General features: G+C 66.7%; 24 protein-coding genes. 12 read left to right on the top strand and 12 right to left on the bottom strand.

What is annotated here, in order from left to right:
• Position 1 precedes the first annotated feature (1 nt).
• The 5 genes from IE191_RS12920 to IE191_RS12900 form a co-directional block, all read right to left on the bottom strand.
• Positions 2–1,117 carry an ABC transporter ATP-binding protein gene (locus tag IE191_RS12920; RefSeq protein ID WP_191324776.1) on the bottom strand — a complete coding sequence of 372 codons (1,116 nt, stop codon included), beginning with the start codon at positions 1,115–1,117 and terminating at the stop codon, positions 2–4.
• Positions 1,118–1,136: 19 nt separating this feature from the next.
• Positions 1,137–1,979: an ABC transporter permease gene (locus IE191_RS12915; RefSeq protein ID WP_191324775.1), complete on the bottom strand. Its 843-nt coding sequence runs from the start codon at positions 1,977–1,979 to the stop codon at positions 1,137–1,139.
• Positions 1,979–2,860 (bottom strand): ABC transporter permease, encoded by an 882-nt coding sequence (locus IE191_RS12910; RefSeq protein WP_191324774.1) that lies wholly within the window; start codon positions 2,858–2,860, stop codon positions 1,979–1,981. Before IE191_RS12910 ends, IE191_RS12915 begins: the two co-directional genes overlap by 1 nt.
• 243 nt (positions 2,861–3,103) lie before the next feature.
• Positions 3,104–3,826, bottom strand: a complete 723-nt coding sequence (locus IE191_RS12905) for a gamma-glutamyl-gamma-aminobutyrate hydrolase family protein (RefSeq protein ID WP_191324773.1) — start codon at positions 3,824–3,826, stop codon at positions 3,104–3,106.
• Positions 3,823–5,316 (bottom strand): aldehyde dehydrogenase, encoded by a 1,494-nt coding sequence (locus IE191_RS12900; protein ID WP_191324772.1) that lies wholly within the window; start codon positions 5,314–5,316, stop codon positions 3,823–3,825. Before IE191_RS12900 ends, IE191_RS12905 begins: the two co-directional genes overlap by 4 nt.
• A 189-nt stretch (positions 5,317–5,505) precedes the next feature.
• Between IE191_RS12900 and IE191_RS12895 the strand changes: the two genes are divergently transcribed.
• From IE191_RS12895 to IE191_RS12875, 5 genes are all read left to right on the top strand, one after another.
• Positions 5,506–6,846: a glutamine synthetase family protein gene (locus IE191_RS12895; protein ID WP_191324771.1), complete on the top strand. Its 1,341-nt coding sequence runs from the start codon at positions 5,506–5,508 to the stop codon at positions 6,844–6,846.
• Positions 6,846–8,159: an NAD(P)/FAD-dependent oxidoreductase gene (locus IE191_RS12890; protein WP_229815340.1), complete on the top strand. Its 1,314-nt coding sequence runs from the start codon at positions 6,846–6,848 to the stop codon at positions 8,157–8,159. The genes IE191_RS12895 and IE191_RS12890 overlap by 1 nt, the downstream gene beginning before the upstream one ends.
• Positions 8,160–8,335: 176 nt before the next feature.
• The gene (locus tag IE191_RS12885; protein WP_191324770.1) at positions 8,336–8,713 is read left to right on the top strand and encodes a c-type cytochrome; all 378 of its coding nucleotides are present in this window, start codon (positions 8,336–8,338) and stop codon (positions 8,711–8,713) included.
• 19 nt (positions 8,714–8,732) lie between these two features.
• Positions 8,733–9,197, top strand: coding sequence for a (2Fe-2S)-binding protein (locus tag IE191_RS12880; RefSeq protein WP_191324769.1), 465 nt, complete (start codon positions 8,733–8,735; stop codon positions 9,195–9,197).
• 11 nt (positions 9,198–9,208) lie between these two features.
• On the top strand, positions 9,209–11,323 hold the full coding sequence (locus IE191_RS12875) for a xanthine dehydrogenase family protein molybdopterin-binding subunit (protein WP_229815338.1): 2,115 nt from the start codon (positions 9,209–9,211) through the stop codon (positions 11,321–11,323).
• A 60-nt stretch (positions 11,324–11,383) separates the two neighbouring features.
• Here IE191_RS12875 and IE191_RS12870 read toward each other — a convergent pair whose 3' ends face one another.
• Positions 11,384–12,808, bottom strand: coding sequence for an aldehyde dehydrogenase family protein (locus IE191_RS12870; RefSeq protein WP_191324767.1), 1,425 nt, complete (start codon positions 12,806–12,808; stop codon positions 11,384–11,386).
• A 135-nt stretch (positions 12,809–12,943) separates the two neighbouring features.
• Positions 12,944–13,093, bottom strand: coding sequence for a lmo0937 family membrane protein (locus IE191_RS12865; protein ID WP_168556836.1), 150 nt, complete (start codon positions 13,091–13,093; stop codon positions 12,944–12,946).
• Positions 13,094–13,324: 231 nt separating this feature from the next.
• Between IE191_RS12865 and IE191_RS12860 the strand changes: the two genes are divergently transcribed.
• Complete coding sequence (locus IE191_RS12860) at positions 13,325–15,580, top strand: putative bifunctional diguanylate cyclase/phosphodiesterase (RefSeq protein ID WP_229815336.1); 2,256 nt, start codon at positions 13,325–13,327, stop codon at positions 15,578–15,580.
• Positions 15,581–15,846: 266 nt separating this feature from the next.
• Here IE191_RS12860 and IE191_RS12855 read toward each other — a convergent pair whose 3' ends face one another.
• A complete protein-coding gene (locus tag IE191_RS12855) occupies positions 15,847–16,254 on the bottom strand; it encodes an acyl-CoA thioesterase (protein ID WP_191324766.1) in 408 nt (135 codons plus the stop codon).
• A gap of 2 nt (positions 16,255–16,256) precedes the next feature.
• Positions 16,257–16,673: a secondary thiamine-phosphate synthase enzyme YjbQ gene (locus tag IE191_RS12850; protein ID WP_191324822.1), complete on the bottom strand. Its 417-nt coding sequence runs from the start codon at positions 16,671–16,673 to the stop codon at positions 16,257–16,259.
• Between the two features lie 230 nt (positions 16,674–16,903).
• Between IE191_RS12850 and IE191_RS12845 the strand changes: the two genes are divergently transcribed.
• On the top strand, positions 16,904–19,309 hold the full coding sequence (locus tag IE191_RS12845) for a TonB-dependent receptor (protein WP_191324765.1): 2,406 nt from the start codon (positions 16,904–16,906) through the stop codon (positions 19,307–19,309).
• 40 nt (positions 19,310–19,349) lie between these two features.
• Here IE191_RS12845 and IE191_RS12840 read toward each other — a convergent pair whose 3' ends face one another.
• The 3 genes from IE191_RS12840 to ligK form a co-directional block, all read right to left on the bottom strand.
• Positions 19,350–20,219, bottom strand: a complete 870-nt coding sequence (locus tag IE191_RS12840; RefSeq protein ID WP_191324764.1) for an amidohydrolase family protein — start codon at positions 20,217–20,219, stop codon at positions 19,350–19,352.
• A gap of 179 nt (positions 20,220–20,398) precedes the next feature.
• Positions 20,399–21,460 (bottom strand): 4-oxalomesaconate tautomerase, encoded by a 1,062-nt coding sequence (locus IE191_RS12835; protein ID WP_191324763.1) that lies wholly within the window; start codon positions 21,458–21,460, stop codon positions 20,399–20,401.
• 175 nt (positions 21,461–21,635) lie between these two features.
• Positions 21,636–22,310 (bottom strand): 4-carboxy-4-hydroxy-2-oxoadipate aldolase/oxaloacetate decarboxylase, encoded by a 675-nt coding sequence (ligK, locus tag IE191_RS12830; RefSeq protein WP_191324762.1) that lies wholly within the window; start codon positions 22,308–22,310, stop codon positions 21,636–21,638.
• A gap of 111 nt (positions 22,311–22,421) precedes the next feature.
• Between ligK and ligR the strand changes: the two genes are divergently transcribed.
• The 5 genes from ligR (at position 22,422) to IE191_RS12805 (ending at position 26,832) form a co-directional block, all read left to right on the top strand.
• Positions 22,422–23,588: an aromatic metabolism transcription factor LigR gene (ligR, locus tag IE191_RS12825; RefSeq protein ID WP_191324761.1), complete on the top strand. Its 1,167-nt coding sequence runs from the start codon at positions 22,422–22,424 to the stop codon at positions 23,586–23,588.
• A gap of 62 nt (positions 23,589–23,650) precedes the next feature.
• Positions 23,651–24,475, top strand: coding sequence for an NAD(P)-dependent oxidoreductase (locus IE191_RS12820; RefSeq protein ID WP_191324760.1), 825 nt, complete (start codon positions 23,651–23,653; stop codon positions 24,473–24,475).
• The gene (locus IE191_RS12815) at positions 24,472–25,497 is read left to right on the top strand and encodes an amidohydrolase family protein (RefSeq protein ID WP_191324759.1); all 1,026 of its coding nucleotides are present in this window, start codon (positions 24,472–24,474) and stop codon (positions 25,495–25,497) included. Before IE191_RS12820 ends, IE191_RS12815 begins: the two co-directional genes overlap by 4 nt.
• Positions 25,494–25,970 (top strand): protocatechuate 4,5-dioxygenase subunit alpha, encoded by a 477-nt coding sequence (gene ligA / locus IE191_RS12810; RefSeq protein ID WP_229815335.1) that lies wholly within the window; start codon positions 25,494–25,496, stop codon positions 25,968–25,970. Before IE191_RS12815 ends, ligA begins: the two co-directional genes overlap by 4 nt.
• A 1-nt stretch (position 25,971) precedes the next feature.
• Positions 25,972–26,832 carry a class III extradiol dioxygenase subunit beta gene (locus IE191_RS12805; protein ID WP_191324758.1) on the top strand — a complete coding sequence of 287 codons (861 nt, stop codon included), beginning with the start codon at positions 25,972–25,974 and terminating at the stop codon, positions 26,830–26,832.
• Positions 26,833–26,905: the final 73 nt, after the last annotated feature.

The following is a 26,905-nucleotide window of genomic DNA, read 5'->3' as shown; positions in this document are numbered from 1 at the left end:
TTCAGCCCAGCAGCACGACCGGCGCAGTGGGCGTCCAGCTCAGCCACACCGCTTCGCCCACCGGCAGGCTGGGGGCAAGCGTGCGTTCGCCGTTGGTGCGCACCACCTTGAATGTGGCGCCGCCTTCGGCCTCGACATCGTAGAGCGTTTCGCTGCCGAGATAGGCCGAACGGACGATCGTGCCGGCCAGCACATTGGCATCCGGGCACGCCGCCGGGCCGGCCGGGCGGCCTTCGTGCGCCGGGGTCATGGCGATCTTTTCTGGGCGGATGCCCACCCACACCGGCGTGTCGGGCGCGCCGGTCACGCCATGGCTGACATAGATCGGCGCCGGCAGTTCGGGCGCGGTAACGGCGGCATGGTCGGGCTCGTCTACGCTCAGGCGACCCTCGAACATGTTGATCGTGCCGATGAAGTCCGCCACGAAACGGTTGGCGGGATATTCGTAGAGATCGCCCGGCGCCGCCACTTGTTGCAGGCGGCCCCGGTTCATCAGGGCGCAGCGGCTGGCCATGGCCAGGGCCTCGTCCTGGTCGTGGGTGACCATCACGAACGTCACGCCGACATCGTGCTGGATCTGCGCCAGTTCCGCGCGCATCGCATCGCGCAGCTTGGCATCGAGTGCCGACAGCGGCTCGTCGAGCAGCAGCACCTTGGGCTTTTTCACCAGGGCGCGGGCGAGTGCGACGCGCTGGCGCTGGCCGCCCGAAAGCTGGTCCGGCTTGCGGTGGCCGAACTCGTCGAGCTTCACCAGGCGCAGCGCCTCGGCCACGCGGGCCTCGCGCTCGTCCTTGGCCACGCGGTCGATCTTGAGGCCATAGGCGACATTGTCGGCCACCGTCAGGTGCGGGAACACGGCGTAGGACTGGAACACCATGTTGACCGGGCGGCGGTTGGGCGGGGTGGCGCTCATGTCCACGCCATCAATCAGGATGCGGCCTTCGCTGGGCATTTCCAGGCCCGCGAGCATGCGCAGCAGCGTGGTCTTGCCGCAGCCCGAGGGGCCGAGCAGCGAGAAGAACTCGCCGCGCTGGATATCGAGGCTGACATCGTCCACCGCGATGAACGAGCCGAACCGCTTGGTCACGTTCTCGAACTGGATGAGAGGCTGGGTCATGGGGAAATCCTGTGTCAGATCAATGGCCCTGGGCCAGGTCGCGGCCCTGGAGCTTCATGCCGATGGCGGTCAGCGCAATGGTGATGAGCATCAGCACGGTGGAGGCGGCGTTGACCTCGGGCGTGACCGAGAAGCGCACCATCGAATAGATCTTCACCGGAAAAGTCACCGTGTTGGGGCCAGAGGTGAAGAAGGTGATCACGAAATCGTCGAGGCTGAGCGTGAAGGCCAGCAGCCCGCCCGAGATCAGCGCCGGGCGCACATGGGGCAGCAGCACGTCCCACAGCGCGCGCAGCTCGCTGGCGCCCAGATCGCGCGCGGCTTCCTCCATCTCGCGGTTGAAGCTCGCGAGGCGGGCGCGGACAACCACGGCAACGAAGGGGAAGCTGAACGTGATGTGGGCAATGATGATCGCGCCCAGGTCGAATGGCCAGACCAGGTCGCGCGGCCAGGGCACGATTTGGCCAAAGAATACCAGCATGGCCACCCCCATGCAGATTTCCGGCACCACGATCGGCAGCGTCACCGCGCCATCGAACAGGCCCTTGCCGGGAAAGCGGAAGCGCCACAGGGCAATCGCGGTCAGCGCCCCCAGCACCACGCTGAACAGCATCGAGATGAACGCGATGGTCAGGGAATTGGTAAAGGCATCGATCAGCGCCGAATCGTTCCACATCGTGCCATACCAGTCGAGCGTGAAGCCCTCCCAGCGGATGGTGCGGCGGCTGTCGTTGAAGCTGAACACCACCAGGCTGGCCAGCGGCAGGTAGAGGAACAGGATCACCGCGCCAACCCACAGGCGCAAGGGCCAGCGGCGGCTGTATTCGAGCGGGCCGGGCTTGGCATCGAGAGCTTTGGCCATCAGGCATCTCCCTGGCTGCGGGTGCGGGCGGCGCGGCGATCCTGGATCGCGCGCAGGCCCATCGCCAGCAGCGTGAGGTACATCAGCATGAACGACAGCGCAGCGCCGAACGGCCAGTCGTTGGCGCGCTTGAACTGGCGTTCGATCACGCTGGCGATCATCTGGCTGTCCGGCCCGCCGAGCAGGTCCGGCGTGAGGTAGGAGCCGAGCGCGGGAATGAAGGTGAGCATGATCGCCGAAAGGATGCCCGGCTTGGCGATGGGAATGATCACCTTGAAGATCGTGGCGATGTGCCCGGCGCCCAGGTCGAGGCTGGCCTCGATCAGCGAGCGGTCCATGCGATCGAGCGTGGAATAGAGCGGCAGGATGATGAAAGGCAGGTGGACATAGACCAGGCCGACGATCACTGCGAAATTGGTGTGCAGCATCTCGAACGGGCCAAGCCCGACGAGGCCGAACGCATCGTTGATGTAGCCTTCGGTGCGCATCACCGCCATCAGCGCATAAGTGCGGACCAGCAGGTTGGTCCAGAACGGCAGCATGATGCCGAGCAGCAGCAGGATCTTGCCCCGGTCAGAGGCAAAGGTCATCGCCAGGGCATAGGGAAATCCGATCACCAGGCACACCGCCGTGGTCAGCCCGGCAAAGACCAGCGACTTGGCAAAGATGAGCAGGTAGACCGGATCGAACACCCGCACGTAGTTGCTGAGCGTGCCGGTCACCGCCACTTCGGTCAGGCCCAGGGTGCGGCCAAAGCTGTAGGCCCAGATCACGCTGAGCGGGATCACGAAGAACAGGGTGATCCAGGCGGCGGGCGCGGTGATCACGGCAAGGAAGGAAGCCCTGCTGCCGGATGCGCTGTTGTTCCATGCGCTGTTCATCGCAGCATGATCCCCATCGGTGGCAATTTCCCCAAAAACATCAGCGCATAACCAAAGCTGGCCACAGATGCCGTTGGAACGGCATCCGCAGCGGTGGTGTGAATATGCCTGCCTGCGTGGCGCCCTTGCTTGTCATGGGCGCCTTGTTGTCGTTGCCGGGGATTCCCCCGTTATCTGCGATCACACCTATGCGCGAGCTGCCTTGCGGTCAACGCCTAATATGCTCGTTCGCTTGCCGCAGCGTCAATTGCCGCGCAGGGCCTGGCCGAGCCGCTGGAAGAACCAGGCCGAGGCCGGGTTGCTGTCGGCATCCCATTCCGGGTGCCATTGCACGGCCAGCACCGGGGCGGCGCCGACTTGCGCCGAAAACGCCTCGACCAGTCCATCGGCGGCGGTGGCTTCCACGCGCAGGCCCTGGCCCAGGTCCTTCACGCCCTGATAGTGCACGGTGTTGACGGTGATGCTTTCGCCCAGTGCCTGTGCCAGGATGCCGCCGGGGCTGAGCGCCACGGGATGCGTGGCGGCAAACATCTCTGCCAGGCTGACGCCGTCGGGCGCGTGGTGGGCCACCGGCCCGTCGGTGGGCAGGGTCTGCAAGCTGCCGCCAAACGCCACGTTCAATTCCTGGAATCCCCGGCAGATGCCGAACACCGGCTTGCCGGCGCGCAGCATGGCATCGCCCAGCGCCAGCGTGGCGGTGTCGCGCGCGGGGTCGAACGGGCCATCGCCCTGGCTGCCGCCATAGCGCCAAGGCTCCATGTTCGACGGGCTGCCGGTGAGCAGCAGGCCATCGAGCCGGCTGGCCAGGCTGGCCCAGTCGGTCAGGCCTGGCAGCGCGGGCACCAGCACCACGTCGGCATCGGCATGGCTGGCCGGCGCGCGCAGATAGCGGTCGATCACGCCATGCACCGGTTCGGCATCGCCCGGACGCAGGCAGCACGAAACGCCCAGCAGCGGGCGGCTCATGCGGGAAAACCTTGCGACAGCGAGATCGTCACCGATTTCATGTCGGCATATTTGTAGAGCGCGTGAAGGCTGCGGTCGCGGCCAAAGCCGGATTGCTTGAACCCGCCGAACGGCATGGTGATGTCGCAGGCGTCCCAGCCGTTGATCCACACCAGCCCGGCGCGCAGGCGGCGGGCAAAGGCGTGGGCCACGTCGATCGATCCGGTCCACAGGCCCGAGGCAAGGCCATAGTCGGTGTCGTTGGCCAGAGCCAGGGCCTCTTCGGGCGTGTCGAACGGCACGACCGCCAGCACCGGGCCAAACACTTCCTCCTGCGCCAGGCTGCTGGCGTTGCTGACACTGTCGAACACCGTGGGATCGAGGTAGAAGCCGCCGGTCTCGACGCGGGCACGGCTGCCGCCCAGGCGCAGCGCGGCGCCTTCCTGCTGGGCGCGGGCAATGCGGGTGAGCACGCCTTCCATCTGCTTTTCACTGATCACCGCACCCAGTTGCGTGGCCGGATCGAGCGGATCGCCGGGGCGGATGGTCCGGGCCACGGCCAGGACTTTCTCCACGAACTCGGCATGGATCGAACGCTGCACCAGCAGGCGGGATCCGGCGGTGCAGACCTGGCCCTGGTTGTAGAAGATGCCCCAGGCGGCCGCTGCTGCCGCGCGATCGAGATCGGGATAGTCGGCAAAGACGATGTGCGGGCTCTTGCCGCCCAGCTCCAGGCTGACACGCTTGAGATTGCTGTCGGCCGAATAGCGCATCAACTGCCGCCCGACCGGGCCGGAGCCGGTGAACGTGATCATGTCCACGTCGGGATGCAGGGCCAGCGCGGCGCCGGCATCCTGTCCGGTGCCGGTGACGACGTTGAGCACGCCATCGGGCAGGCCTGCCTCCAGCGCCAGTTCGGCAAAGCGCAGCGCGGTGAGCGAGGACAGCTCCGAAGGCTTGACCACCATCGAATTGCCCATTGCCAGCGCCGGGGCGATTTTCCACATCGCCATCAGCAGCGGGAAATTCCACGGCACGATCGCGCCGATCACCCCCAGCGGATCGTGCACGGCATAGGAAAACTTGTCCGGCCCGGTGGGGCCGACCTCGCCATGGACCTTGTCCACCGCCTCGGCGTAAAAGCGCAGGGTGCCCAGCGCGAGGGGCACGTCGACATTGCGGGTGTCGCTGATCGGCTTGCCCGAATCGATCGTTTCGAGAACCGCGAATTCCTCCGCCGCCGCTTCCAGCTTGTCGGCCAGCGCGAGCAGGCGCTTCTTGCGCTCGGCCGGCTTCATGTCGCGCCACTGGCCGCTTTCAAAGCGCTGGCGCGCGCTGGCCACGGCACGGTCCACGTCCTGCGCGTCACCGGCCGGCAACGTGCCGATCACTTGGCCCGTGCCGGGGTTGACGGTGTCCAGCGTGGCGCCCGTGGCGGCCGGCACCTGGGCGCCGCCGATCACGTGGTGGGCCGGCAGGCGGGTGGGCAGGGTAGGGGGCGCAGAGGTCATGGTTGTGGTCGATCCGGCTTTTGCAATGTGTGATCACTAATAGTCATTGTGGCGCGCCGTGCAAGGTGCGTCGGCGCATTGCCTTGTAGCTTGTACGGCAGGAAAAGGACCGGATCGCCCGGAAAAGCCCATCTGCATGGTACGATCCGGGCTGGACAGGGCGCGGGTGTTTTCATATGTGATCACACCATGACACAAGAAACCGCATCGTCCTTTGCCGACTGGCTGGCTGCCCATCCCGAAGTGACCCGGGTGGAGGCATTCCTAACCGACGTGAACGGCGCGCCCAAGGGCAAATGGCTGGTGCGCGACAAGGCGCTGGCCCTGGCCGCCAAGGGCCTGCCGATGCCGCTGTCGGTCTTTGCCCTGGATGCTTGGGGCTGTGACGTCGCCGGCGCCGGGCTTGCCTTTGGCACGGGCGATCCCGATGGGCTGTGCTGGCCGGTGGCGGGCCGCTGGAGCAAGGCGCCCTGGCTGGGCGAGGACAGCGCGCAAGTCTTCCTGGGCATGGTGGACAAGGACGGCGGCCCGGTCGTGGCCGATCCGCGCGGCATGCTCCAGGCCCTGCTGGCGCGCTATGCCGCGCGCGGGCTGACGCCGGTGGTCGCGACGGAACTGGAATTCTATCTCTATCGCCTGGACAACGGCGTGCCGGTGCCGCCCGACGGCAACCTGCGCCGCAATGACACGCTGTCGACCACGGCGCTCAGCGCCCATGCCGCGCTGTTCGACCAGATCATGGAGCTGGCCCACGCCATGGGCATTCCCGCCGACGCCGTGATCAGCGAGGCCGGACCGGGGCAATACGAACTGAACCTGCTGCACCGCGCCGACGCGCTGGCGGCCGCCGACGATACCGTGCTGATGAAGCGGATCGTGCGCGCCCTAGCGGCGCACCATGGCCTGGGCGCCACGTTCATGGCCAAGCCCTATGGCGATTGCTCGGGCAGCGGCATGCACATCCACGCCAGCCTGAATGATGGCGCGGGCAAGAACGTGCTGGCCCGGCCCGAAGGTGGCCCGGCCGACACGCTGTTGCATGCGGTGGCCGGCCTGCTGGCGGCCATGCCCGAAACGATGCTGGCCTTTGCCCCCAACTACAACTCGTTCCGCCGCTTCCGCCCCGATGTCCATGCGCCGGTCTCGGCAAGCTGGGGGATCGACGATCGCTCGGCCGCAGTGCGGGTGATCGTGGGCGATGCCAAGGCCACGCGGATCGAACATCGCATTTCCGGGGCGGACGTGAACCCGCATGTCGCCATGGCGGCGATGCTCGGCGCCATGCTCCAGGGCATCGAACAAGGCGTGATGCCTCCGCCCGCGCAAGACCCGCTGCATCCGGGCGAAGGCGCGCCGCTGCCGGTGGAATGGGGCGTGGCCCAGGCGGCCTTTGCCGCTTCGGCGCGGGCCGAAGAGATGTTCGGGGCGCGCTTCCGCGACATCTTCCTGGCCTGCAAGCAGCAGGACCGCGCGGCGTTCCTGGCCCAGATCGACCGCTTTGAGTACGATACCTACCTGGGATTGCTGTGATGGACATGGTGGTACAGGGCCGGCGCCCCTCTGCGCGCTATGCCGGCATGCCGACCTGGTATGCTGCAAGTGCCAATCCCGCGCCGCAGCGGCCCGTGCTGCAAGGCGCGCATCACGCCACGGTCTGCGTGATCGGCGCGGGCTTCACCGGCCTGTCGGTGGCGCTGGAACTGGCCGAGCGCGGCGTGGACGTGATCGTGCTGGAAAGCGAGCGCGTGGGCTGGGGCGCATCGGGCCGCAACGGCGGGCAACTGATCAACGGCTATTCGCGCGGGCTCGATGTGCTGGAGGCGCGGCACGGCCCGGACGTGGCGCGCGAACTGGGCAAAGTGGCGCTGGAAGGGGCCGACATCATCCGCCAGCGCGTGGCGAAATACGGCATTGCCTGTGATCTGGTCGATGGCGGGCTGGGCGTGGCGCTGACGGCCAAGCAGATGCGTGGCCTGGAGGAAGAGGCAAAGGTCTGGGCCGCGCATGGCCATGGCGATGTGCAGGTGCTGGACCGCGCAGCCTTGCGTGCCCATGTCCGGAGCGATCGCTACGTCGGCGGCATTCTTGATCCGTTGCGTGGCCATTTCCATCCGCTCAACTACCTGCTGGGCGAAGCCGCCGCGTTCGAGGCGCTGGGCGGGCGCCTGTTCGAATATAGCCGCGTTCTGACCATCGATGACAGCGGCCCGCAGCCCCGCGTGACCACGGCGCAAGGCGTCGTTACCGCGCAAACGCTGGTGGTCTGCGGCAATGCCTATCTCGGCAAGACCCAGCCCAAGCTGTTTGGCCAGATCATGCCGGTGTCGAGCCAGGTGGTGACGACCGAGCCGCTGGGGGATCTTGCCGCGCAATTGCTGCCCAGCAACGCCTGCGTGGAGGATGCCAACTACATCCTCGACTATTTCCGCCGCACCGCCGATGGCCGGCTGCTCTATGGCGGGGGCATCGTCTATGGCGGGCAGGATCCGGCCAGCGTCGAGGCCAAGATCCGCCCCGGCCTGGTCAAGACTTTCCCGCAGTTGCAGGACGTGAAGCTCGATTTCGCGTGGAGCGGCACCTTTGCCATGACGCTCAGCCGCATGCCGCAGATCGGCCGCCTTTCGCCCAGTATCTATTATTCGCATGGTGACAGCGGCCATGGCGTGACGACCACGCAGTTGCTGGGGCGCCTGCTGGCCGAGGCGATCGGCGGGCAGCATGCCCGGTTCGATGTCTTTGCCGATCTGCCCCATCCGCCATTTCCGGGCGGGCAGCGCTTCCGCGCGCCGCTCTCCACGCTGGGATCGCTGTGGTACACGCTGCGTGACCGGCTGGGGGTGTGACGGGCGGCAAGCCATGGCTGGCCGCCTGAATCGATGGACCTTTGCCGGCCGATCGTGCACAACGATGCCGCTGGCGGTGGTCCGTGCGGGCCGGCCGCCTTCGATCCCACTTTTTGATTCCGGCGCCGAGCGGGAGCCGGAATGTCTTGCGATCAACACCTGAAGGACGATCGAGAATGCGTCGCATCCCCCTGTTTGTTTCTGCCCTGGTTGGCCTGGCCGCAGCCGTGACGGCGCCTGCGGCCCAGGCCCAGAACGCTGCTGCTGGCGCTGCCACGTTCAAGCAGCAGTGCCAGATGTGCCATGTCAACACCGCCGGGGCCAAGGGCTTTGCCGCGCCCAACCTGTGGGGCGTGGTCGGGCGCAAGGCTGGTTCCACCCAGTTCGCCTATTCCACCGCGCTCAAGAACTCGGGCAAGACCTGGGATCCCAAGACGCTTGACACCTTCCTCACCGCGCCGGGCAAGCTGGTGCCTGGTACGCGCATGGTCGTGGCCATTCCCGATGCCAAGAAGCGCGCCGACGTGATTGCCTACCTCAAGACGCTGCACTGATACCTTCGGAGCACTGCCCATGCCCGTTTCGCTGACGATCGACGGCCAGCAACGTTCCCTCGCCGTGGCCGATGACATGCCGCTGCTGTGGGCCTTGCGCGACATTGCCGGGATCACCGGCGTCAAGTTCGGATGCGGAGCGGGCCTGTGCGGCGCGTGTAGCGTGCTGGTCGATGGCGAGCGCCAGTTCGCCTGCCAGACGCCGGTTTCGGCCGTCGCCGGCAAGGCCGTGACCACGATCGCCGGCCTGACCGGGCAACCGCTGGGCAAAGCCCTGGCGGCGGCCTGGGAAGAGCTGGACGTGGTGCAGTGCGGCTATTGCCAGCCGGGCCAGATCGTGGCGGCCGCGGCGCTGCTCAAGGCCAATCCCACGCCCGATGATGCCGCCATCGATGAAGGCATGAGCGGCAATATCTGCCGCTGCGGCACCTACAACCGCATCCGCGCCGCGATCCATCGCGCCGCCGACACGATCAAGGCGTGAGGCGCATGGCCATGACCATTTCCCCCGCCACCTCGCGCCGCGCTTTCCTGGCCGGCTCGGCCGTGCTCGCCGGCGCGCTCGTCGTGCCGCTGCACCGCGCCTTGTCGACCGCGCCGGCCCAGCTTTCCGCCAACGGCTACCTCGCCGTGCTGGCCGATGGCAAAGTCTCGCTGGCCCTGCCCAAGACCGAGATGGGCCAGGGCATCATGACCGCCCTGACCATGCTGGTGGCCGAGGAACTGGGCCTTGCGCCCACCGCGATCGACGTGTCGATTCCCGAGGCAGACCGCGCCCGCTTTGCGCCGGTGGACACGACCACGGGCGGCTCGACCTCAATCCGCGAGCTGTGGAAGCCGCTGCGCCAGGCGGCTGCCAATGCGCGCATGGCGCTGGTCGATGCGGCGGCGCGGCGCTGGAAAGTCATGCCCGATGGCCTCACCCTGGCCGATGGCGCGGTGACCAATCCCGCCACGGGCCAGCGCCTGGCCTTTGCCGCTCTGGTCGCCGATGCCGCCACGCGCGTGCCCACCGATGCCGTGCCGGTGCCGCCCTCGGCCTGGAAAGTGATCGGCAGGGACCAGCGCCGGCTGGACAGCGCCGGCAAGGTGCGCGGCACGGCGCCGTTCGGCATCGATGTCCAGGTGCCGGGCATGAAAATCGCCACGCTGGCGCAGTCGCCGGTGTTCGGCGGCAAGCTGGCCGGTCATGATGCCGCCGCCGCCAGGGCCGTGCCCGGCGTGGCCGATGTGGTGGCGCTCGACGATTGCCTGTTCGTCACTGCCGACAGCCTGTGGACCGCGAAGAAGGGCCTGGAAGCGGCCGCGCCGCGCTGGAACGAGGGCGCCAACGCCGGGCTGGACCAGGCGCAGGTGGATGCCGCGCTGACCGCCGCCGTGGCCCGGCCGGGCGTGACGGCCAAGGCGGAAGGCGATCTGGCCGCCGCGCGGACCGGCGCGGCCAGGACGGTGGAAGCGCTCTATCACCAGCCGTTCCTGGCCCACGCCACGATGGAGCCGGGCAACTGCACCGCCCATGTCACGCCGCAGGGCGTGGAAGTGTGGACCGGCACGCAAGTGCCCAGCGATGCCCGCGCTGCCGCCGCCCGCGTGGCCGGCGTTGCCGAAGACAAGGTGCGGCTGCACAATTTCCTGATGGGTGGCGGCTTTGGCCGGCGGCTGGAAACCGACATGGTGGAGCGCGCCGTCAGCCTGGCCGCCAAGGTGCCCTATCCGGTCAAGCTGGTGTGGACGCGCGAGGAAGACATCCAGCACGACATGGTGCGCCCCGCCTATGCAGACCGCATCAGCGCCAGCCTCGATGCCGCCGGCAACGTCACGGCGTGGGAGCATCGCATCGCCGGTTCGGCGGTGATGGCGCGCTTCCTCGGGGACAAGTTCAACGGCGTGGACGACGATGCCGTGGATGGCGCGACTGCCCCGCTCTATCCGGCCAAGGCGCGGCTGGTGACGTTCAAGCAGGTCGAAAGCGCCATGCCCACCGGCTGGTGGCGCGGCGTGGGCGGCCTGCGCAACACGTTCGTGATCGAAAGCTTTGCCGATGAATTGGCGCTGGCAGCCGGGCAGGATCCGCTGGCCTGGCGCCTGGCCCGCATCATCGATCCGCGCGCCCGCGCCGTGCTGCAAAAGGCGGCGGCCGAAGCCGGCTGGGGCAAGGCCTTGCCCAAGGGCGAAGGGCTGGGCCTGGCCGTGCTGCACATCTGGGATACCTGCCTGGCGGCCGTGGCGCACGTGAAAGTGGACGCGCAGCGGCAGATCGCCGTGCCGCAGGTGACCGTGGCGGTCGATTGCGGGCCGGCGATCAACCCGCTGGGCGTGAAGGCCCAGATCGAGGGCGGGGTGATCTTTGCCCTGTCCGCCGCGCTCTATGGCGGGGTGACGCTGGACAAGGGGCGGATTGCCCAATCCAACTACAACGACGTGCGCCCATTGCGCATGAACGAGGCGCCCCGCGTGATCACGCACGTGATGCCGACCGACAACGCACCGGGCGGGATGGGCGAGCCGCCCGCCGCCGTGATTGCCCCGGCCGTGGCCAACGCGATCTTTGCCGCCACCGGCAAGCGGGTGCGCCAGGTGCCGTTGCAGGCTGGCCTCGAATCGGCCTGAAAATCCTGGTGTGACACAGCAAAAGGCCGCCCCCGGCAGGGAGCGGCCTTTTTCACGTCATCAGGCCGGCAGGCCGCTGATTGCTTTCATTTCCATGAAGTCCTTCAGGCCATAGAGCCCGCCCTCGCGGCCATTGCCCGATTGCTTGTAGCCACCGAACGGCGCGCCCGGCGTCGGCCCCCAGTTGTTGATCGCCACCATCCCCGCGCGCAGCGCCGGCACCACGTCGGCGGCCTTGGCCGGATCGCCGGTGATGCAGGCCGACAGGCCATAGCTGGTGTCGTTGGCGATCTCGATCGCTTCGTCCAGGCTGTCGTAGGGAATGATCGTCGCCACCGGGCCGAAGATTTCCTCCTTGGCGATCCGCATGTCCGGCGTGACGTTGGAAAACAGCGTCGGCGCAATGTAATAGCCGCGGTTGACTTCGGCCGGCAGATCGGGGCCGCCGCATTCCAGCGTGGCGCCTTCATCGATCGCGGACTGGATCAGGCCGCGAATCTTGTCATGCTGCGCCTTGTTGACCACCGGGCCGAGGTGGCCGCCTTCTTCCAGCGGATTGCCCACCTTGGCGGCGCTGTACATCGCCTTGACGAACGCGGCGGCTTCGGCCTGGCGCTCGCGCGGGACGAGGATGCGCGAGGGGCAGATGCAGCTCTGCCCCGAATTGACCAGCGGGCCAGAGGCCGTGGCGGGAAGCTGGCTGGCAAAATCGGCATCGGGCAGCACGAGGTTGGGAGACTTGCCGCCCAGTTCCTGGTGCACGCGCTTGACAGTGTCGGCCGCCGCCTTGGCCACCATGATCCCGGCGCGGGTCGAACCGGTGAAGCTGACCATGTCGATATCGGGATGGCTGCTGATCGCGGTGCCCACGCCGGGGCCATCGCCCTGGACCAGGTTGAACACGCCGGGCGGCACGCTGGCGGCATCCATCACTTCGGCCAGGATCGCGGCGCAGGTCGGGCATTCTTCCGACGGCTTGAGCACCATGGTGTTGCCCGCCGCCAGGGCCGGCGCCACTTTCAACGCGATCTGGTTGAGTGGCCAGTTCCAGGGCGTGATCAGGCCGACGACGCCGATCGGTTCATAGGCCACCTTGAACGCGCCGTTGTCTTCCACGAACTGGAAATTCTGGAGCGCGGCGATCGTGCCCATGAAGCCGCCGATGCCCGCGCCGACCTGGGCGGTGCTGGCAAAGCTGAGCGGCGCCCCCATTTCCTCGGCCATGGCGTGGGCAAGGTCGGGAATGCGCTTCTTGTATTCTTCCACCACGCGGCCAAGCAGGGCGAGCCGTTCCTCGCGCGTGGTGCGGCTGAACGTCTTGAAGGCGCGGCGGGCGGCAGCGACGGCGGCATCGACATCGGCTGGGGTGCCCAGCGTGATCGCGGCGCACGGTTCCTCGGTCGCCGGGTTGATCACTTCATGGCGACGGCCACCCTGGCTATCGACCCACTGGCCGTCGATGTAATGCTGAAGGCGTTCGCGCATCGCGCTTTCTCCGATCCAATAAGTTAGGTTGGCTAACTTTTAGGCGGAGGAAAGCGCGATGGCAAGGCCGCTTGTGGGCGGCAAAAAGGGAAGGTTTCACGCCGTGGACCAAACTTTTGGGCGCGGCGTGTCCGGTCAGACGGTTCGACGACCGGTGAAGAGCTGCACCAGACCCACGATGATGGCAAGGACCAGCAGAATGTGGATGACGCCGGCGGTCACCTTGAAGGCGAACACACCCAGCGCCCACAGCACGAGCAGCACGAGAGCGATGGTCAACAGCATGGGAGGCTCCTGGAACGGGGCGCCCCGTGTTTCACGGTGGCGCGGATTGGCATCCTTGTATGCCGGCTTAACGACGGATCGGGGTGCTGGTTCCCAAAGAGACAGGATGACGGCTGTCGCGAATTTGTGCCGGCTGCGGCCTTGCTAACCATTTCTTGGTAATATTCCTCCACGCTTCCTAATAGGTTGGTGCGGGCCGTGCCAGCTTCACGGGGCCGGGGGACAGGTAGGTTGAGCGAGGAACAGCGCACAGGCTGGATTGTCGGTGCCACCTTCGCGGCGCTGCTGGCCCTGTCGGGCGCCCTGATGGCGGCTCTCAATCATTCCATCCACGTTGCCGATGCATTTACGCGCAAGGACGAGCGCGAGATGGTGGCGCGCTATCTCGATACCCGGGTGCGCACGGTCATCATCGGTCAGACCGGGCAACTGGTGTGGGACGATTCGATGCGCCACGCCGTGCTCGACAACGATATCGCGTGGATGGATCGCGAACTCGGCATGTTCCCGTGGACCAACCAGGGCGCTGCCGAAACCATGCTGGTTGATCACGACGGAACCCTGGTGCGCGCGTGGAAGGAGGGGCGTCCCGCGCCGGACTATCCCTATGCGCAGGCGCGCTGGCAGGTGGAAGCCACTTTGGCCAAGGCCCGCAGCAATGCCCGGGTCTATGGCACGGTGGCGCGCTTCGCCCGGCTTGGTGACACGCTGTGGCCAGAAGATCGGCGCGGCGCGCCACTCTCGCGCTGGGCGTCGACGCTGGTGTGGAAAGACGGCAGGCCCATGCTGTTGACCGTGGCCGCGATTGTGCCCGATCGCGACTATGCCCTGCTCACGGCCGAGCCGCGCTATCTCGTCACCACGCGCGTGATCGATGCAGCGGTCATGCGCGCGCTCGGCGCCGATCTCCTGCTGCCCGATTTCCGCTTCGTGCGCAGCGTGCCGCCGGGCATCTCGCTCAATGTCCTGCCGCGTTTCAGCGCCGACGGTTCGCGAGTCGGCTATTTCGTGTGGACACCGCAATTGCCGGGGCCGACCATCTGGCGCGGCACGGCGCCCCTGCTGGCCACCTGGATCTTCCTGTTCCTGGCGGTTCTGGCCGGGGGCGTGATGATCGTACGGCGCATGCGCGAGACCACGCAGCACCTGCAACTCAGCGAGGCCCAGGCGCAGCACAACGCGCTGCACGATCCGATGTCGGGCCTGGCCAATCGCCTCCACTTTGCCGAGCGACTGCGCGAGGAACTGGCGTGCGCGATCCGGCAGCGCGCGCAGGGCGGGCAGGGTGACGTGTTCGTCGCTTACATCGATCTCGATGCGTTCAAGACCGTGAACGACACCATGGGTCACCACGTGGGCGACGAACTGGTCACCCAGGTGGCGCGGCGCCTGCGCGACGGGCTGCTCCAGACCGACCTGATCGCCCGCTTCGGCGGGGACGAATTCGTCGTCCTGCGCCGCACCACCGGTGGGCTGGGCGCCGCCAACGCGCTGGGGCGGCAGGTGGTGGGCCTGATGGCCGAGCCGTTCATCATTTCCGGGCACAGCCTGGGCGTGACCTGTTCCTGCGGGATCAGTTGGGGGCCGGGCCAGACCGAGGATGCGGCCGAACTGCTGCGCCGCGCCGACATTGCGCTCTACCGCGCCAAGCAGGGCGGGCGCGCCCGCTATCGCTGCTATACCAACGGCATGGATGCCACCGAACGGCTGGCACGCGAACTGGAACTGGAACTGCGCCGGGCGATCGCGAACGACGAATTGCAGGCCCATTTCCAGCCGATCGTGGACCTGTCCACCTGGCAGATCGAAGGGTTCGAGGCCTTGCTGCGCTGGCCGCATCCCGAACGCGGCGACATCGGGCCGGGCGTGTTCGTGCCGATTGCCGAGCAATCCGGGCTGATGGTGCCGCTGGGCACATGGATGCTGCGCCGCGTCTTCACGCAGTGCCGCGATTGGCCCGCCTGCGACATTTCGATCAACCTCTCGCCGATCCAGATCATGGCGCAGGGCTTTGTCGAAACGATCCAGGCGCTGGTGGAGGAAACCGGCATTTCTCCGCGCCGGGTGATCCTGGAAGTGACCGAAGGGGTGATGCTCGACCGCAGCGAGCATGTTGCGCAGTCGCTGCGCACGTTGCAGGGCATGGGCTTCCGCATCGCGCTCGACGATTTCGGAATCGGCTATTCCTCGCTCAGCTATCTGCGCTCGTTCCAGTTCGACCGCATCAAGATCGATCGCTCGTTCGTGCAGAACATCGAGACCGACCACGATGCGCAATCGATCCTGGGGGCGATCGTCGCCCTCGGGCAGACGCTGCGCATGAAAGTGGTGGCCGAAGGCGTGGAAACCGAACTGCAACGCCGCCTGGTGCACGCCGCCGGCTGCGAACTGGTGCAGGGCCACCTGTTCTGGCCGGCCTTGCCCCCACAGGAAGCCTGCGCCCTGCTCGCGCGCAATGCCGCCGATCGCATGCGCCAGGTGATCTGAGCGGGCGATCGCATGGTGCTCAAGCCGCCAAGGCGGCGCCCCGGACGTGATCGGGGGGGGGCAGCTTGAAGGCCGGCAATGCCCTCGATCCCTGCACGAGGTGGAAGCCTGGACCCCGGATCAAGTCCGACGCGACGGGAAAAGCTTTTTATCTTAATGTTTTAACGTCGCCCCGGGCTTGACGCGGGGCCCCGCTCAGTGGTTTGAGCAAAGGCCGCTTCCCACCACTTTCAGCCGCACCCCAATCACTGCACCAGGGCAGCAACCTAAGCCGCAGCTCCATCCCAGAACGGCGCAGCCACGTCTGCCGGAATGCGGGCCAGCCGCCCGCTGGCCTTGTCGATCAAGGCCCAGGTTGTGCGGGCGCTGACGATCACTTTGCCCGTCGCGTCGGCGAAATCCACGCGGCGGTCGAACCGCGCGCCATGGGGCGGATCGGGGATGAAGGTGGTGGCCGTCACGCTCTCGCCCTCGCGCACGTTGCCGCGATAGTCGATCTCGTGCCGGGTCACGACCCAGACATAGGCGGCCTGGTGCTCGGCCGGCGCCACGGCTTCCCAATGGCGGGTGGCAATGGCTTCCATCCACTGCACCCAGACGGCGTTGTTGACATGGCCCAGCTCGTCGATGTGCTCGGGCCGGGCCGTGAAGGCCAGGGAAAACGGCGCCGCCATGGTCAGGCGCCCAGCAGATGCAGCACGACCTGCCGGCGATGGGGCTGGCGGCGGTGTTCGCACAGATAGAGCCCCTGCCACGTGCCCAGCGCAAGTTTGCCGCCCAGCAGCGGGATCGACAGCGAAACCCCGGTGAGAATGCTCTTGAGGTGGGCGGGCATGTCGTCCGGCCCCTCATCGTCATGGGCATAGCCCGCGTTTTCCGGGGCCATCCGGTCCAGCCAGCGCAGCACGTCGCCGCGCACTTCGCGTGCCGCATCTTCCTGGATGCAGAGCGAAGCGGACGTGTGGCGGCAGAACACCGTCAGCAGCCCGCTGGCCATGCCTTGCGCGGCCACCCAGGCCGTCGCTTCGCGCGTGAACTCGTGCAGGCCCGGCCCCGGTGTGGACAGGGTCAATTCGGTGCTGGCCTGGCGCAGGCCAATCGCCAGAGAGGCGCGTTCGGGAGAGTCGCTTGGGGGCGGGGTTGGGCTCATGGCGCTCTCAGCCTGACACGGCTCGCGCCAGCTGTCACCTGCCAATCGCCGGGCAATACAAATAAATGCGAATCATTATCATCATGGTTGCTTATGAAAATCAATCGCAATAAAGCGTCGCGCATCCGGACAGGGTCGACACGGCCCGTCCGCGCACAAGGGGAAATCCAACCATGACCAGCCCGTCGCAGCCCAATCCAGCCCGGCCCCTCGCCCGCCGTTCAGGGGTGCGCCACGCCGCCGCGTCGCGCCCGCTTGCCCGCCCCGCGTTCCTGGCCGCCGGGTGCATCGGCGTGATCGCGGCCGTGCCGGCCCAGGCCCAGGACAGCGCGCAGACCGTGCTGGGCGGCGTGACCGTGACCGACACCGCGATTGCCGAAGCACCGATCAAGGTGGAGCGGGCGGAGTCGCCCAAGTATGTCCGCCCGCTGCTCGATACGCCGCAGACGGTGACCGTGGTGGGCCGCGCCGTGCTCGAAGCGCAGAACCTGCTTTCGCTCAAGGATGCGCTCTCGATCCTGCCGGGCATTACCCTGGGCGCGGGCGAAGGTGGCGGTGGCTATGGCGACAGCATCAACTTGCGCGGGCAAAGCGCCAACACCGATATCCAGATCGACGGTGTGCGCGACAGCGCGCAATATTCGCGCAGCGACTTGTTCAACATCGAACAGGTGGAAGTGACCAATGGCGCCAACTCGGTGTTCGGCGGGTCGGGCTCGATCAGCGGCACGATCAATCTGGTGACCAAGCGGCCCAAGGACGAAAACCTCACCACCGTGCAGGGCGGGGTGGGCACGGCCAACTATTGGCGCGGCACGGTGGACAGCAACTGGAAGCTGGGCGATGACGTGGCCGTGCGGCTCAACGCCATGGGCCACAGCGCCGACGTGCCGGGCCGCGATTTTGAACACAACCGCCGCTGGGGCGTGGCGCCCTCGGTCAAGTTCGGCCTGACCGGCGACACCAGCCTGACGCTGCTCTATCTGCACCAGCAGGACAAGAACATCCCGCAATATGGTGTGCCCTATTACGCGGTCTATGGCAGCTTGCTGCCCGGCGCCCGCTATGCCGGCTATTACGGCTACAAGAACTACGACCGCCAGGAACAGACGATTGATCAGGCCACCGCGATCCTCGACCATCGCTTCTCCGATGCTGTCTCGATCCGCAACCTGGCGCGCTATCAGAAGGTCAAGCAGGACACGTATGTCGATCCGCCGCAGGGCACCTGGTGCCTGGCCAATGGCACGGTGGCCAATGCCACCGGCGCGGCGACGGCCTGTTCGTCAACCCAGGCGGCCGGCACGTTCTACCCCAGCGGCCCGCGCGGCACCTTCCGCCTGACCGACACCTCGATCTGGTACGATCAGTTCGACCTGTCGGCCCGCTTTGCCACGATGGGGCTGGAGCACACGCTTAACCTGGGCGCGGCCTATTCGCAGGAAGACTACGACGTTTCGTCGGGCAGCGGGTTGCGCAATGCCGATGGCACCACGCCCACGATGACGCCGATCTCGATCGCCAATCCCAACCCGGTCTACACCGGCCCGATCAACTACATCACCACCGCACTGGGCACCGGCTCCACCCGCAACATCGCGCTCTATGCCTTCGATGCGATCAAGCTGGGCGGCGGCTTCGAAGTGAACGGCGGCATCCGCTGGGAAAACAACCGCGCCCGCTATCGCGCCGATACGGTGGCGGTGAGCGGCGCGGTCACCACCGGCGCGGCGCAGAACAACACCGACGACCTGTTCAGCTATCGCGTCGGCCTGGTCTACAAGCCGGCCGCCAATGCCAGCCTCTATGTCGCCTATGGCAACAGCAAAACGCCCGCCTCGTCCACCGTGCGCAGCGGCTGCGGCGTGACCAGCACCACCTTGCTGGGCGATCCCTGCAACGTCGCCCCGCAGACCGCGACCAATTTCGAGCTGGGCGGCAAAATCGATCTGGCCCAGGGCAAGCTGCAACTGACCGCCTCGGTGTTCCGCAACGCGCGCACCAACTATCCGGTTGCCGCCAACGATCCCTTGGTCGGCACCACCAATGTGCTCGACGGGCGCAGCCAGGTCGATGGCGTGTCGCTCGGCCTTTCGGGCAAGATCACTCCGGCCTGGACCATCTTTGCCAATGCCATGTATCTCGACAGCGTGGTCAAGCAGTCGATTTCCAACTACTGCAAGGCCCACCTGGGCGCGACGCAGACGCTGCCGACCGGCGGCACGGTGACCTGCCCCACCAGCGATACCCAGGCGGGCAACCCGCTGACCAACACGCCCACCTGGTCGGGCAGCCTCTATACCAGCTATCACCTGCCGTTCGGCCTGGAGGCCGGCTATGGCCTGACCTACCAGGGCAGTTGGTACCTCACCAACGCCACCGGGGCGACGATGTACAAGGCGCCGTCCTATCTCACCCACCGCGTGAGCCTGGGTTACAAGCTCGACAACGGCATCACCGCGCAGGTCAACGTGCAGAACCTCACGAACGAGAAGTACTACACCTCGATCCGCAACAACGGCTGGGCCGTGCCCGGTGAGGCACGCTCGGCGGTGCTGACCGTGGGCTACACGTTCTGAGCATGAAAAAAAAGGGGGCGAGGTGATCGCCCCCTTTTGGTCAATCCGCCCAATAGAGCCTGGTCGGGTTGTCGATCAGCAGCTTGCGCTGCAAGTCTGCCGTCGGGGCGATGCGCGGGATCATGTCGACCAGGTGCCCGTCATCGGGAATGGCATCCTGCATGTTGGGGTGCGGCCAGTCGGTGCCCCACAGCACGCGGTCCTGGTAATCGGCCACCAGCGGCGCCACGGCCTCGGCAAAGGCGTTCCACGGATCGCCGGAAGGATCGAGCCGGTCGGGGCAGGTGGCCTTGAACCAGATGTCGGGCCGCGAATCGAGGAAACGGCGGAACGCCTTCATGTCCGCGCCGTCCGGTCCCTGGGTCACGTCCGGCCGGCCCATGTGGTCGATCACCAGAGGCACGGGGATAGCGTCCATGAACGGGCGCAGTTCTTCGAGAATGTCCGCCTCGAAATAGATCACCACGTGCCAGCCCCCGGGCAGGCGCTTGGCCACCTCGAGGAACTTGTCCTTGGGCGCATCGTCCACCAGGCGCTTGAGGAAATTGAAGCGGATGCCGCGAATGCCGCCTTGGTGCAGCGCGGCCAGCTCGCTTTCCGAAATCGCCGGATCGACCACGGCCACGCCGCGCGCCTTGCCGTTCGACTTGGCAATGGCATCGAGCGTGGCGGCGTTGTCGGTGCCATGGCAGCTTGCCTGGACGATCACGTTCTTGTCGAAACCCAGGTGATCGCGCAGGGCAAAGAGCATGTCCGGCCCGGCATCCTCGGGCAGGTACTTGGCCTTGGCGCTGAATGGAAACTGCGCCATCGGGCCAAACACGTGGCAATGCGCGTCGATCGCGCCGGCCGGCGGCGTGTAGCGCGGCTTCGACGGATTGCCGTGCCAGGAAACGATACGGTCGGTCATGTCATCCTTGCCTTTTGCTGTTGTGCCAGGCTCCCGGGCTTCGACAGGCTCAGCCCGAACGGCATTCTCTCAATTCAATTTCACGCCACCGTTCGCCCTCAGCCCGAACGGCATCCCATCTGAAAATCTCGCACTCCGTTCGCCCTGAGCTTGTCGAAGGGCGGAAGCCAGGGGCAGCGTTACCCGAACACCACCCCGTCCATCAGCTTGCGCGCGGTGCGCAGCAGGGCCGCGGTCTTCACCGCGCCGCTGTCATCCACTTCCAGCACGCAGCTCATTTCGCCGGTCGGGTGCTCCACCGACAAAGTCTTGCGCGCGCCCTCGCTCACCTGCGCCACCTCGGCCGCAGGAGAGCCTTCGAGCAGGCACGCCGTCGCCACCGAAACCGCGCCGAGCACGCCGATCGTGGCATGGGCGCGATGCGGGATGAAGCTGCGCACGGTTACCGCGCCGCCATGCTTGGGCGGAGCCACCAGCATCATCTTGGGCACGGACTTTTCCTTCACGTCGCCCAGGTTCATCAGCGGGCCGACTTCCAGCCGGATCGCCTCGATCCGCGCCTTGAGGTCGGTGGCATTGTCCAGCCACTCGCGGTCTTCATAGCCGGTGATGCCCAGGTCCTGCGCCTTCATCACCACGCAGGGCATGCCATTGTCGATCAGCGTCACGGCCACGCCCTGGATCACGTCCACCGCGTTGCCACTGGGCAGCAGCGCCCCGCACGAGGACCCGGCGGTGTCGCGGAATTCCAGCGGCACCGGGGCATGGGTGCCCGGCACGCCATCGATCGCGGCATCGCCAGCATAAGTCACGGTGCCGCCCGGCGTCTGCACCGTGGCCACGGCCACTTGCCCGGTGTTTTCCATGAAGATCGCCACGCGGGTCTCGTCACCGGTCGCCGCCACCAGCCCGCGCTCGATGGCAAAGGGGCCAACGCCGGCCAGGATATTGCCGCAATTCTGCGCATCGGTCACGATTGCCTGGTCGACGAAGACCTGGAGGAACAGGTAATCGACATCGATCCCCTCGCGGGCGGACTTGCTGACCACCGCAACCTTGCTGGTCAACGGATCGGCGCCGCCCATCCCGTCGATCTGGCGCGGATCGGGCGAGCCCATCACCGAGAGCAGGAACGCATCGCGCGTGGCCACGTCGGCGGGCAACTCGTCTTTCAGGAAATAGCCGCCCTTCGACGTGCCGCCGCGCATCCACATGCAGGGCGCGGAAATACCGGTGGTCATGGGTCTTGCTCCTTGGGTGCGGGGGAGGAAGGAGAGGTGGCGAAGAAGGAGAAGCTCATCTCCCCCTCCTCTTCAGAGGAGGGGGTCGGGGGGTGGTGGAAATCTGGCGCAAGGTCTCGCACCACCCCCAACCCCCTCCTTGCGAAGAGGAGGGGGCTTCATGTGCGCTCCAACCTCAAACGTACTTCAGGCCTTCCTTCTCCAGCCGTTCGCGCATCTTGTACATGTCCAGCCCGAGCACGCCATTGGCCAGCTTCTCGCGCTTTTCGCCTTCGTTGGCTTCGCGCGCCTGCGCGGCTTTCAGCACCTCGGCGGCCTTTTCGCGCGGCACCACGACCACGCCGTCGTCATCGGCCACGATCACGTCGCCGGGGTTCACCGCGCAATTGGCGCATACCACCGGCACGTTGACGCTACCCAGCGTGTTCTTGACGGTGCCTTGGGCATAGATCGCCTTGGACCACACCGGGAACTGCATCTCGGTCAGGTCGCGCACGTCGCGCACGCCGGCATCGATCACCAGGCCGCGGCAGCCGCGCGCCTGGGCCGAGGTGGCGAGCAGATCGCCGAAATAGCCGTCTTCGCAGGGCGAGGTTGGGGCGAGCAGCAGAATGTCGCCTTCCTTGAGCTGTTCGATCGCCACGTGGACCATCCAGTTGTCGCCCGGAGGGGCGCTGATCGTCACGGCCGAGCCGGCAATGCGCGCGCCGCGATAGATCGGGCGCATATAGCTGGCGAGCAGGCCGGTGCGGCCCTGCGCTTCATGCACGGTGGCGACGCCGCAGGCGGCCAGGCCGTCGATCACGGCGGGATCGGCCCGTTCGATGTGCTGCACGACGATACCGGACATGGCGCTTGTCTCCCTACAAAGCATGGCAATGTGCTGCATGTGGAACCGGGGCGGCGCAGCGCCAAATGCAATGTTTGGCGTGTGTCATAAGGAAATGCTAAGCGTGGATGGATGAACCGTTCCGATCCCGCGCTCAACATCCGGCACTTTGCCGCGTTCGCCGCCACCGTGCGGCACGGCAGCGTGACGCGCGCGGCGCGGGCGATCAACCTGACCCAGCCCGCCTTGACCCAAGCCATCGCCCGGCTGGAGGCAGACCTGGGCTGCCTGCTGTTCGAGCGCGGCGCCGGGGGCATGACTGCGACCGAACCGGCCCTGCTGCTGGCCCCGCGCGCCGAAGCGGCGATCGAGCATATCGGCTCGCCGCGCGTCACCGGCACGCAGTTGCGCGCGTTCCTCGCCCTGGCGCGCGCCGGTTCCTATGCCGGGGCGGCGCAGGATACCGGGCTATCCGCCGCTTCGTTGCACCGTGCCGTGGCCGATCTGGGCGTGGCGCTGGGGCAGCGGCTGATCGACCGGCGCGGGCGCACCGTGCTGCTCACTCCGGCCGGCGCGCGGCGGGCGCGGGGCTTTGGCCTGGCCATGGCCGAACTGCGCTCTGGCCTGGCTGAAGTGGCGGCGTGGCAGGGCAAGGCGGCGGGGCGGGTGGTGATCGGCGCCATGCCGCTGTCGCGGGCGCGCTGGCTGCCCGAAACGCTGTTGCGCTTTATCGGTGCCCATCCCGGCGTGGATGTGGCCGTGGTCGAAGGCAGCCATGCCGAACTGGTCGGCCCGCTGCGCGATGGCGAGATCGATTTCATGCTCGGCGCGCTGCGCGACACGGCGATGCTCGATGATCTGGTCCAGGAAGCCGCGTTCGAGGATCGCCCCGCGCTGGTCATGCGCGCCGGGCATCCCCTGGCCGATGCGGGCGTGCCGCTCGATCCGGCGGCGCTGCGGCACTATCCGTGGATATTGCCTGGCGGTGACACGCCGTTGCGGCACTATTGGGAAGCGATGATGCACAGCGCCACCGGCCATGCCCCGCCGCACGTGGGCATCGAGTGTGGTTCGGTGCTGACGGTGCGGCAATTGCTGGTGGGGTCCGACGCGCTCACCCTGCTCAGCCCGGCGCAACTGGCGGTGGAACTCGATGTCGGCCTGCTGGCTTCGCGCCCCCCGCCGGTGCCGGTGCGCCGCACCATCGGCATGACGCACCGGGCGGGTTGGCGGCCAACCGCGCCGCAGGCCGCGTTCCTGGCGCTGCTGCGACAGGTGGCAGAGGAAGGCTTCGCATAAACTTATGGCCCTGGCGCTCTTTGCATTTGTATGCATTGCTTAAGGGTCGCAACAGGTGCGCCATGGAGAGAACACTTGCCCTGATCGGGTTCGGCGAAGCCGGATCGACCTTTGCCAAGGCGGCTGGCTGGGAAGCCACGGCCAGCGCGTTCGACATCGATCCCGCGCGTCATGCCGTTATGGAAGAAGCCGGTGTCGTGGCGGCCGCCACGGCCGACGATGTGCTGGGTGGCGCCGGGCTGGTGCTCAGTCTGGTGACGGCCGACAGCGCGCTGGCCGTGGCGCAGGACCATGCCGCCGGCCTCGCGCCGGGCGCCTTGTTCTGCGACATGAACTCGGTCGCGCCCGATACCAAGCGCGCTGCCGCGCTGGCGGTCGAAGCAGCGGGCGGGCGCTATGTCGATGTCGCCGTGCTCGCTCCGGTCAACCCCGCGCGCCTCAAGGTGCCGCTGCTGGTCTCCGGCCCGGCCGCGCAGGATGCCGCAGAGGCGCTGCGGGAAGCCGGGTTCACCAATGTGCGCGTGGTCGGTGACGACGTTGGCCGGGCCAGCGCGATCAAGATGATCCGCTCGGTCATGGTCAAGGGCGTGGAAGCGCTGACTGCCGAAATGATGCTCGCCGCCACCCGCGCCGGGGTGGTGGACGAAGTGCTGGCCTCGCTCGATGCCAGCGAAAAGAGCGAAAGCTGGTTCACCCGCGCGGCCTACAACATCGAGCGGATGACGACGCATGGGGCACGCCGCGCTGCCGAGATGGAGGAATCGGCCAAGACTCTCGCCGGGCTCGGCGTCGAACCGCTGATGACCAACGGCACCGTGGCGCGCCAGCGCCAACAGGCCGGCCACCCGATCCCTTTTGAAATCAAAGCCAAGGAACTGGCGCAATGACCATGATCATCGATTGCCACGGCCATTATACCGTGCTGCCCAAGGCGCATGATGCCTGGCGCGAGCAGCAGAAGGCCGCGTTCAAGGCGGGCGAAGCCGCGCCGCCCTATCCCGAGATCAGCGACGACGAGATCCGCGAGACGATCGAGGCCAACCAGCTTCGCCTGATCAAGGAACGCGGCGCGGACATGACGATCTTTTCCCCCCGCGCCAGCGCCATGGCCCCGCATGTGGGCGACCAGAGCGTGGCCGTGCCCTGGGCCCAGGCGTGCAACAACCTGATTGCCCGCGTCGTGGCGCTCTATCCGGAAACCTTTGCCGGCGTGTGCATGCTGCCCCAGTCGCCTGAAGCGGACATGACCAGCTCGATCGCCGAGCTGGAACGCTGCGTGACGGAGCTGGGCTTCATCGGCTGCAACCTCAACCCCGATCCGGGCGGCGGGCACTTCAAGCATCCGCCGCTGACGGACGAATTCTGGTTCCCCTTCTATGAAAAGATGGTGGAGCTGGACGTGCCGGCGATGATCCACGTTTCGGGAAGCTGCAACCCGGCGATGCATGCCACCGGCGCCTATTACATCGCCGCCGATTCCATCGCGTTCATGCAGTTGCTGGAAGGCGATCTGTTCAGCCGCTTCCCCACGTTGCGCTTCATCATCCCGCATGGTGGCGGGGCAGTGCCCTATCACTGGGGGCGCTATCGGGGCCTGGCCGACATGCTCAAGAAGCCGGCGCTCGACGGGCACCTGATGAACAACGTGTTCTTCGATACCTGCGTCTATCACCAGCCCGGCGTGAACCTGCTGGCCGAAGTGATCGAGACCAAGAACATCCTGTTCGGATCGGAAATGGTCGGCGCGGTGCGCGGCATCGATCCCCAGACCGGGCACTATTTCGACGACACCAAGCGCTATGTCGATGCGCTCAACATCACGCCCGAGCAGCGCCACGCGATCTTCGAGGGCAATGCCCGCCGCGTGTTCCCGCGCCTGGACGAAAAGCTGAAGGAGAGGGGCCTGTGACGATTGACAAGGGAGCGCCGGCCAAGGCGCCGCTCAACATCCACGAATACCTGGCCGAGTTCGACGATATTCCCGGCACGCGCGTCTACACGGCAGCCCGCGCGCGCAAGGGCTATCACATCAACCAGTTCGCGATGAGCCTGATGAAGGCGGAAAACCGCGCCCGCTTCAAGGCGGACGAGCGCGCCTATCTCGACGAATGGAAGATCAGCGAGGAAGCCAAGCAGGCCCTGCTCGCGCGCGATTACAACGCCTTGCTCGACATGGGCGGCAACGTCTATTTCCTGTCCAAGCTGTTCTCGTCCGATGGCCTGCCTTTTGCCGAGGCGGTTTCGACGATGACCGACATGACCTGGCCGGAATACCGCCAGATGATGCTCGACGGCGGCCGCAGCCCCGAAGGCAATCGCTCGATCAAGGAAAACCTGGCCGCCGCCGCCGCGCGCGCGCAGGAAACCGGGAAGGACAACTGACATGGCGCGCATTACCGCAGGCGTCGGTTCCAGCCACGTGCCCCTGCTGGGCGTGGCGGTGGACCAGGGCAAATCCAATGACGATTATTTCGGCCCGATCTTTGCCGGCTATGAATGGACCCGGCAGTGGGAAAAGGAACAGAAGCCGGATGTGATCATCCTGGTCTACAACGACCATGCCTCTGCCTTTGACATGAAGATCGTGCCGACCTTCGCGATCGGCTGTGGCGAGAGCTACAAGCCGGCCGACGAAGGCTGGGGCCCGCGCCAGGTGCCCGACGTGGAAGGCCATCCCGATCTGGCCTGGCACATTGCGCAGAGCCTGATCCTCGATGAATTCGACATGACCATCATCAACGAGATGGATGTCGACCATGGCCTGACCGTCCCGCTGTCGATGATGTTCGGCCAGCCCGAAGCCTGGCCGGCCAAGATCATCCCGCTGGCCGTCAACGTCGTCACCTATCCGGTGCCCTCGGGCAACCGCTGCTGGGCGCTGGGCGAGGCGATCAAGCGCGCGGTGGAAAGCTTCCCCGAAGATCTCAACGTGCAGATCTGGGGCACCGGCGGCATGAGCCACCAGCTTCAGGGCAAGCGCGCCGGCCTGCTCAATCGTGAGTGGGACAACAAGTTCCTGGACATGCTGATCGGCGATACCGACGCGGCGCGCTGGATTCCGCATATCGAATACCTGCGCGAAACCGGCTCGGAAGGGATCGAGATGGTCATGTGGCTGATCATGCGCGGCGCGCTGGGCGAAAAGACCCGCCTGCTGCACCGCCATTACCACATCCCCTGCTCGAACACCGCGATCGGCCACATCGTGCTGGAGCCGGTGGAAGAAGAAACCGTGCCGGCGTAAGCCAGGGCACCCTTTTACCTCCCCTCCCGCCTGCGGGAGGGGTTAGGGGAGGGCGTGTTCCAGATAGCGGAGG

The organism is Novosphingobium pokkalii (assembly GCF_014652855.1).
In the GTDB taxonomy this organism is placed as follows: domain Bacteria; phylum Pseudomonadota; class Alphaproteobacteria; order Sphingomonadales; family Sphingomonadaceae; genus Novosphingobium; species Novosphingobium pokkalii.
Note: the sequence above shows the minus strand (reverse complement) of the source record. Positions and strands in the feature narration are given on the sequence as shown.

Bases quoted from the DNA above. Each gene is read 5' to 3' on its own strand.
- IE191_RS12920 (WP_191324776.1), bottom strand. From the start codon at position 1,117: ATGACCCAGCCTCTCATCCAGTTCGAGAACGTGACCAAGCGGTTCGGC.
- IE191_RS12915 (WP_191324775.1), bottom strand. From the start codon at position 1,979: ATGGCCAAAGCTCTCGATGCCAAGCCCGGCCCGCTCGAATACAGCCGC.
- IE191_RS12910 (WP_191324774.1), bottom strand. From the start codon at position 2,860: ATGAACAGCGCATGGAACAACAGCGCATCCGGCAGCAGGGCTTCCTTC.
- IE191_RS12905 (WP_191324773.1), bottom strand. From the start codon at position 3,826: ATGAGCCGCCCGCTGCTGGGCGTTTCGTGCTGCCTGCGTCCGGGCGAT.
- IE191_RS12900 (WP_191324772.1), bottom strand. From the start codon at position 5,316: ATGACCTCTGCGCCCCCTACCCTGCCCACCCGCCTGCCGGCCCACCAC.
- IE191_RS12895 (WP_191324771.1), top strand. From the start codon at position 5,506: ATGACACAAGAAACCGCATCGTCCTTTGCCGACTGGCTGGCTGCCCAT.
- IE191_RS12890 (WP_229815340.1), top strand. From the start codon at position 6,846: ATGGACATGGTGGTACAGGGCCGGCGCCCCTCTGCGCGCTATGCCGGC.
- IE191_RS12885 (WP_191324770.1), top strand. From the start codon at position 8,336: ATGCGTCGCATCCCCCTGTTTGTTTCTGCCCTGGTTGGCCTGGCCGCA.
- IE191_RS12880 (WP_191324769.1), top strand. From the start codon at position 8,733: ATGCCCGTTTCGCTGACGATCGACGGCCAGCAACGTTCCCTCGCCGTG.
- IE191_RS12875 (WP_229815338.1), top strand. From the start codon at position 9,209: ATGACCATTTCCCCCGCCACCTCGCGCCGCGCTTTCCTGGCCGGCTCG.
- IE191_RS12870 (WP_191324767.1), bottom strand. From the start codon at position 12,808: ATGCGCGAACGCCTTCAGCATTACATCGACGGCCAGTGGGTCGATAGC.
- IE191_RS12865 (WP_168556836.1), bottom strand. From the start codon at position 13,093: ATGCTGTTGACCATCGCTCTCGTGCTGCTCGTGCTGTGGGCGCTGGGT.
- IE191_RS12855 (WP_191324766.1), bottom strand. From the start codon at position 16,254: ATGGCGGCGCCGTTTTCCCTGGCCTTCACGGCCCGGCCCGAGCACATC.
- IE191_RS12845 (WP_191324765.1), top strand. From the start codon at position 16,904: ATGACCAGCCCGTCGCAGCCCAATCCAGCCCGGCCCCTCGCCCGCCGT.
- IE191_RS12840 (WP_191324764.1), bottom strand. From the start codon at position 20,219: ATGACCGACCGTATCGTTTCCTGGCACGGCAATCCGTCGAAGCCGCGC.
- IE191_RS12835 (WP_191324763.1), bottom strand. From the start codon at position 21,460: ATGACCACCGGTATTTCCGCGCCCTGCATGTGGATGCGCGGCGGCACG.
- ligK (WP_191324762.1), bottom strand. From the start codon at position 22,310: ATGTCCGGTATCGTCGTGCAGCACATCGAACGGGCCGATCCCGCCGTG.
- ligR (WP_191324761.1), top strand. From the start codon at position 22,422: ATGAACCGTTCCGATCCCGCGCTCAACATCCGGCACTTTGCCGCGTTC.
- IE191_RS12820 (WP_191324760.1), top strand. From the start codon at position 23,651: ATGGAGAGAACACTTGCCCTGATCGGGTTCGGCGAAGCCGGATCGACC.
- IE191_RS12815 (WP_191324759.1), top strand. From the start codon at position 24,472: ATGACCATGATCATCGATTGCCACGGCCATTATACCGTGCTGCCCAAG.
- IE191_RS12805 (WP_191324758.1), top strand. From the start codon at position 25,972: ATGGCGCGCATTACCGCAGGCGTCGGTTCCAGCCACGTGCCCCTGCTG.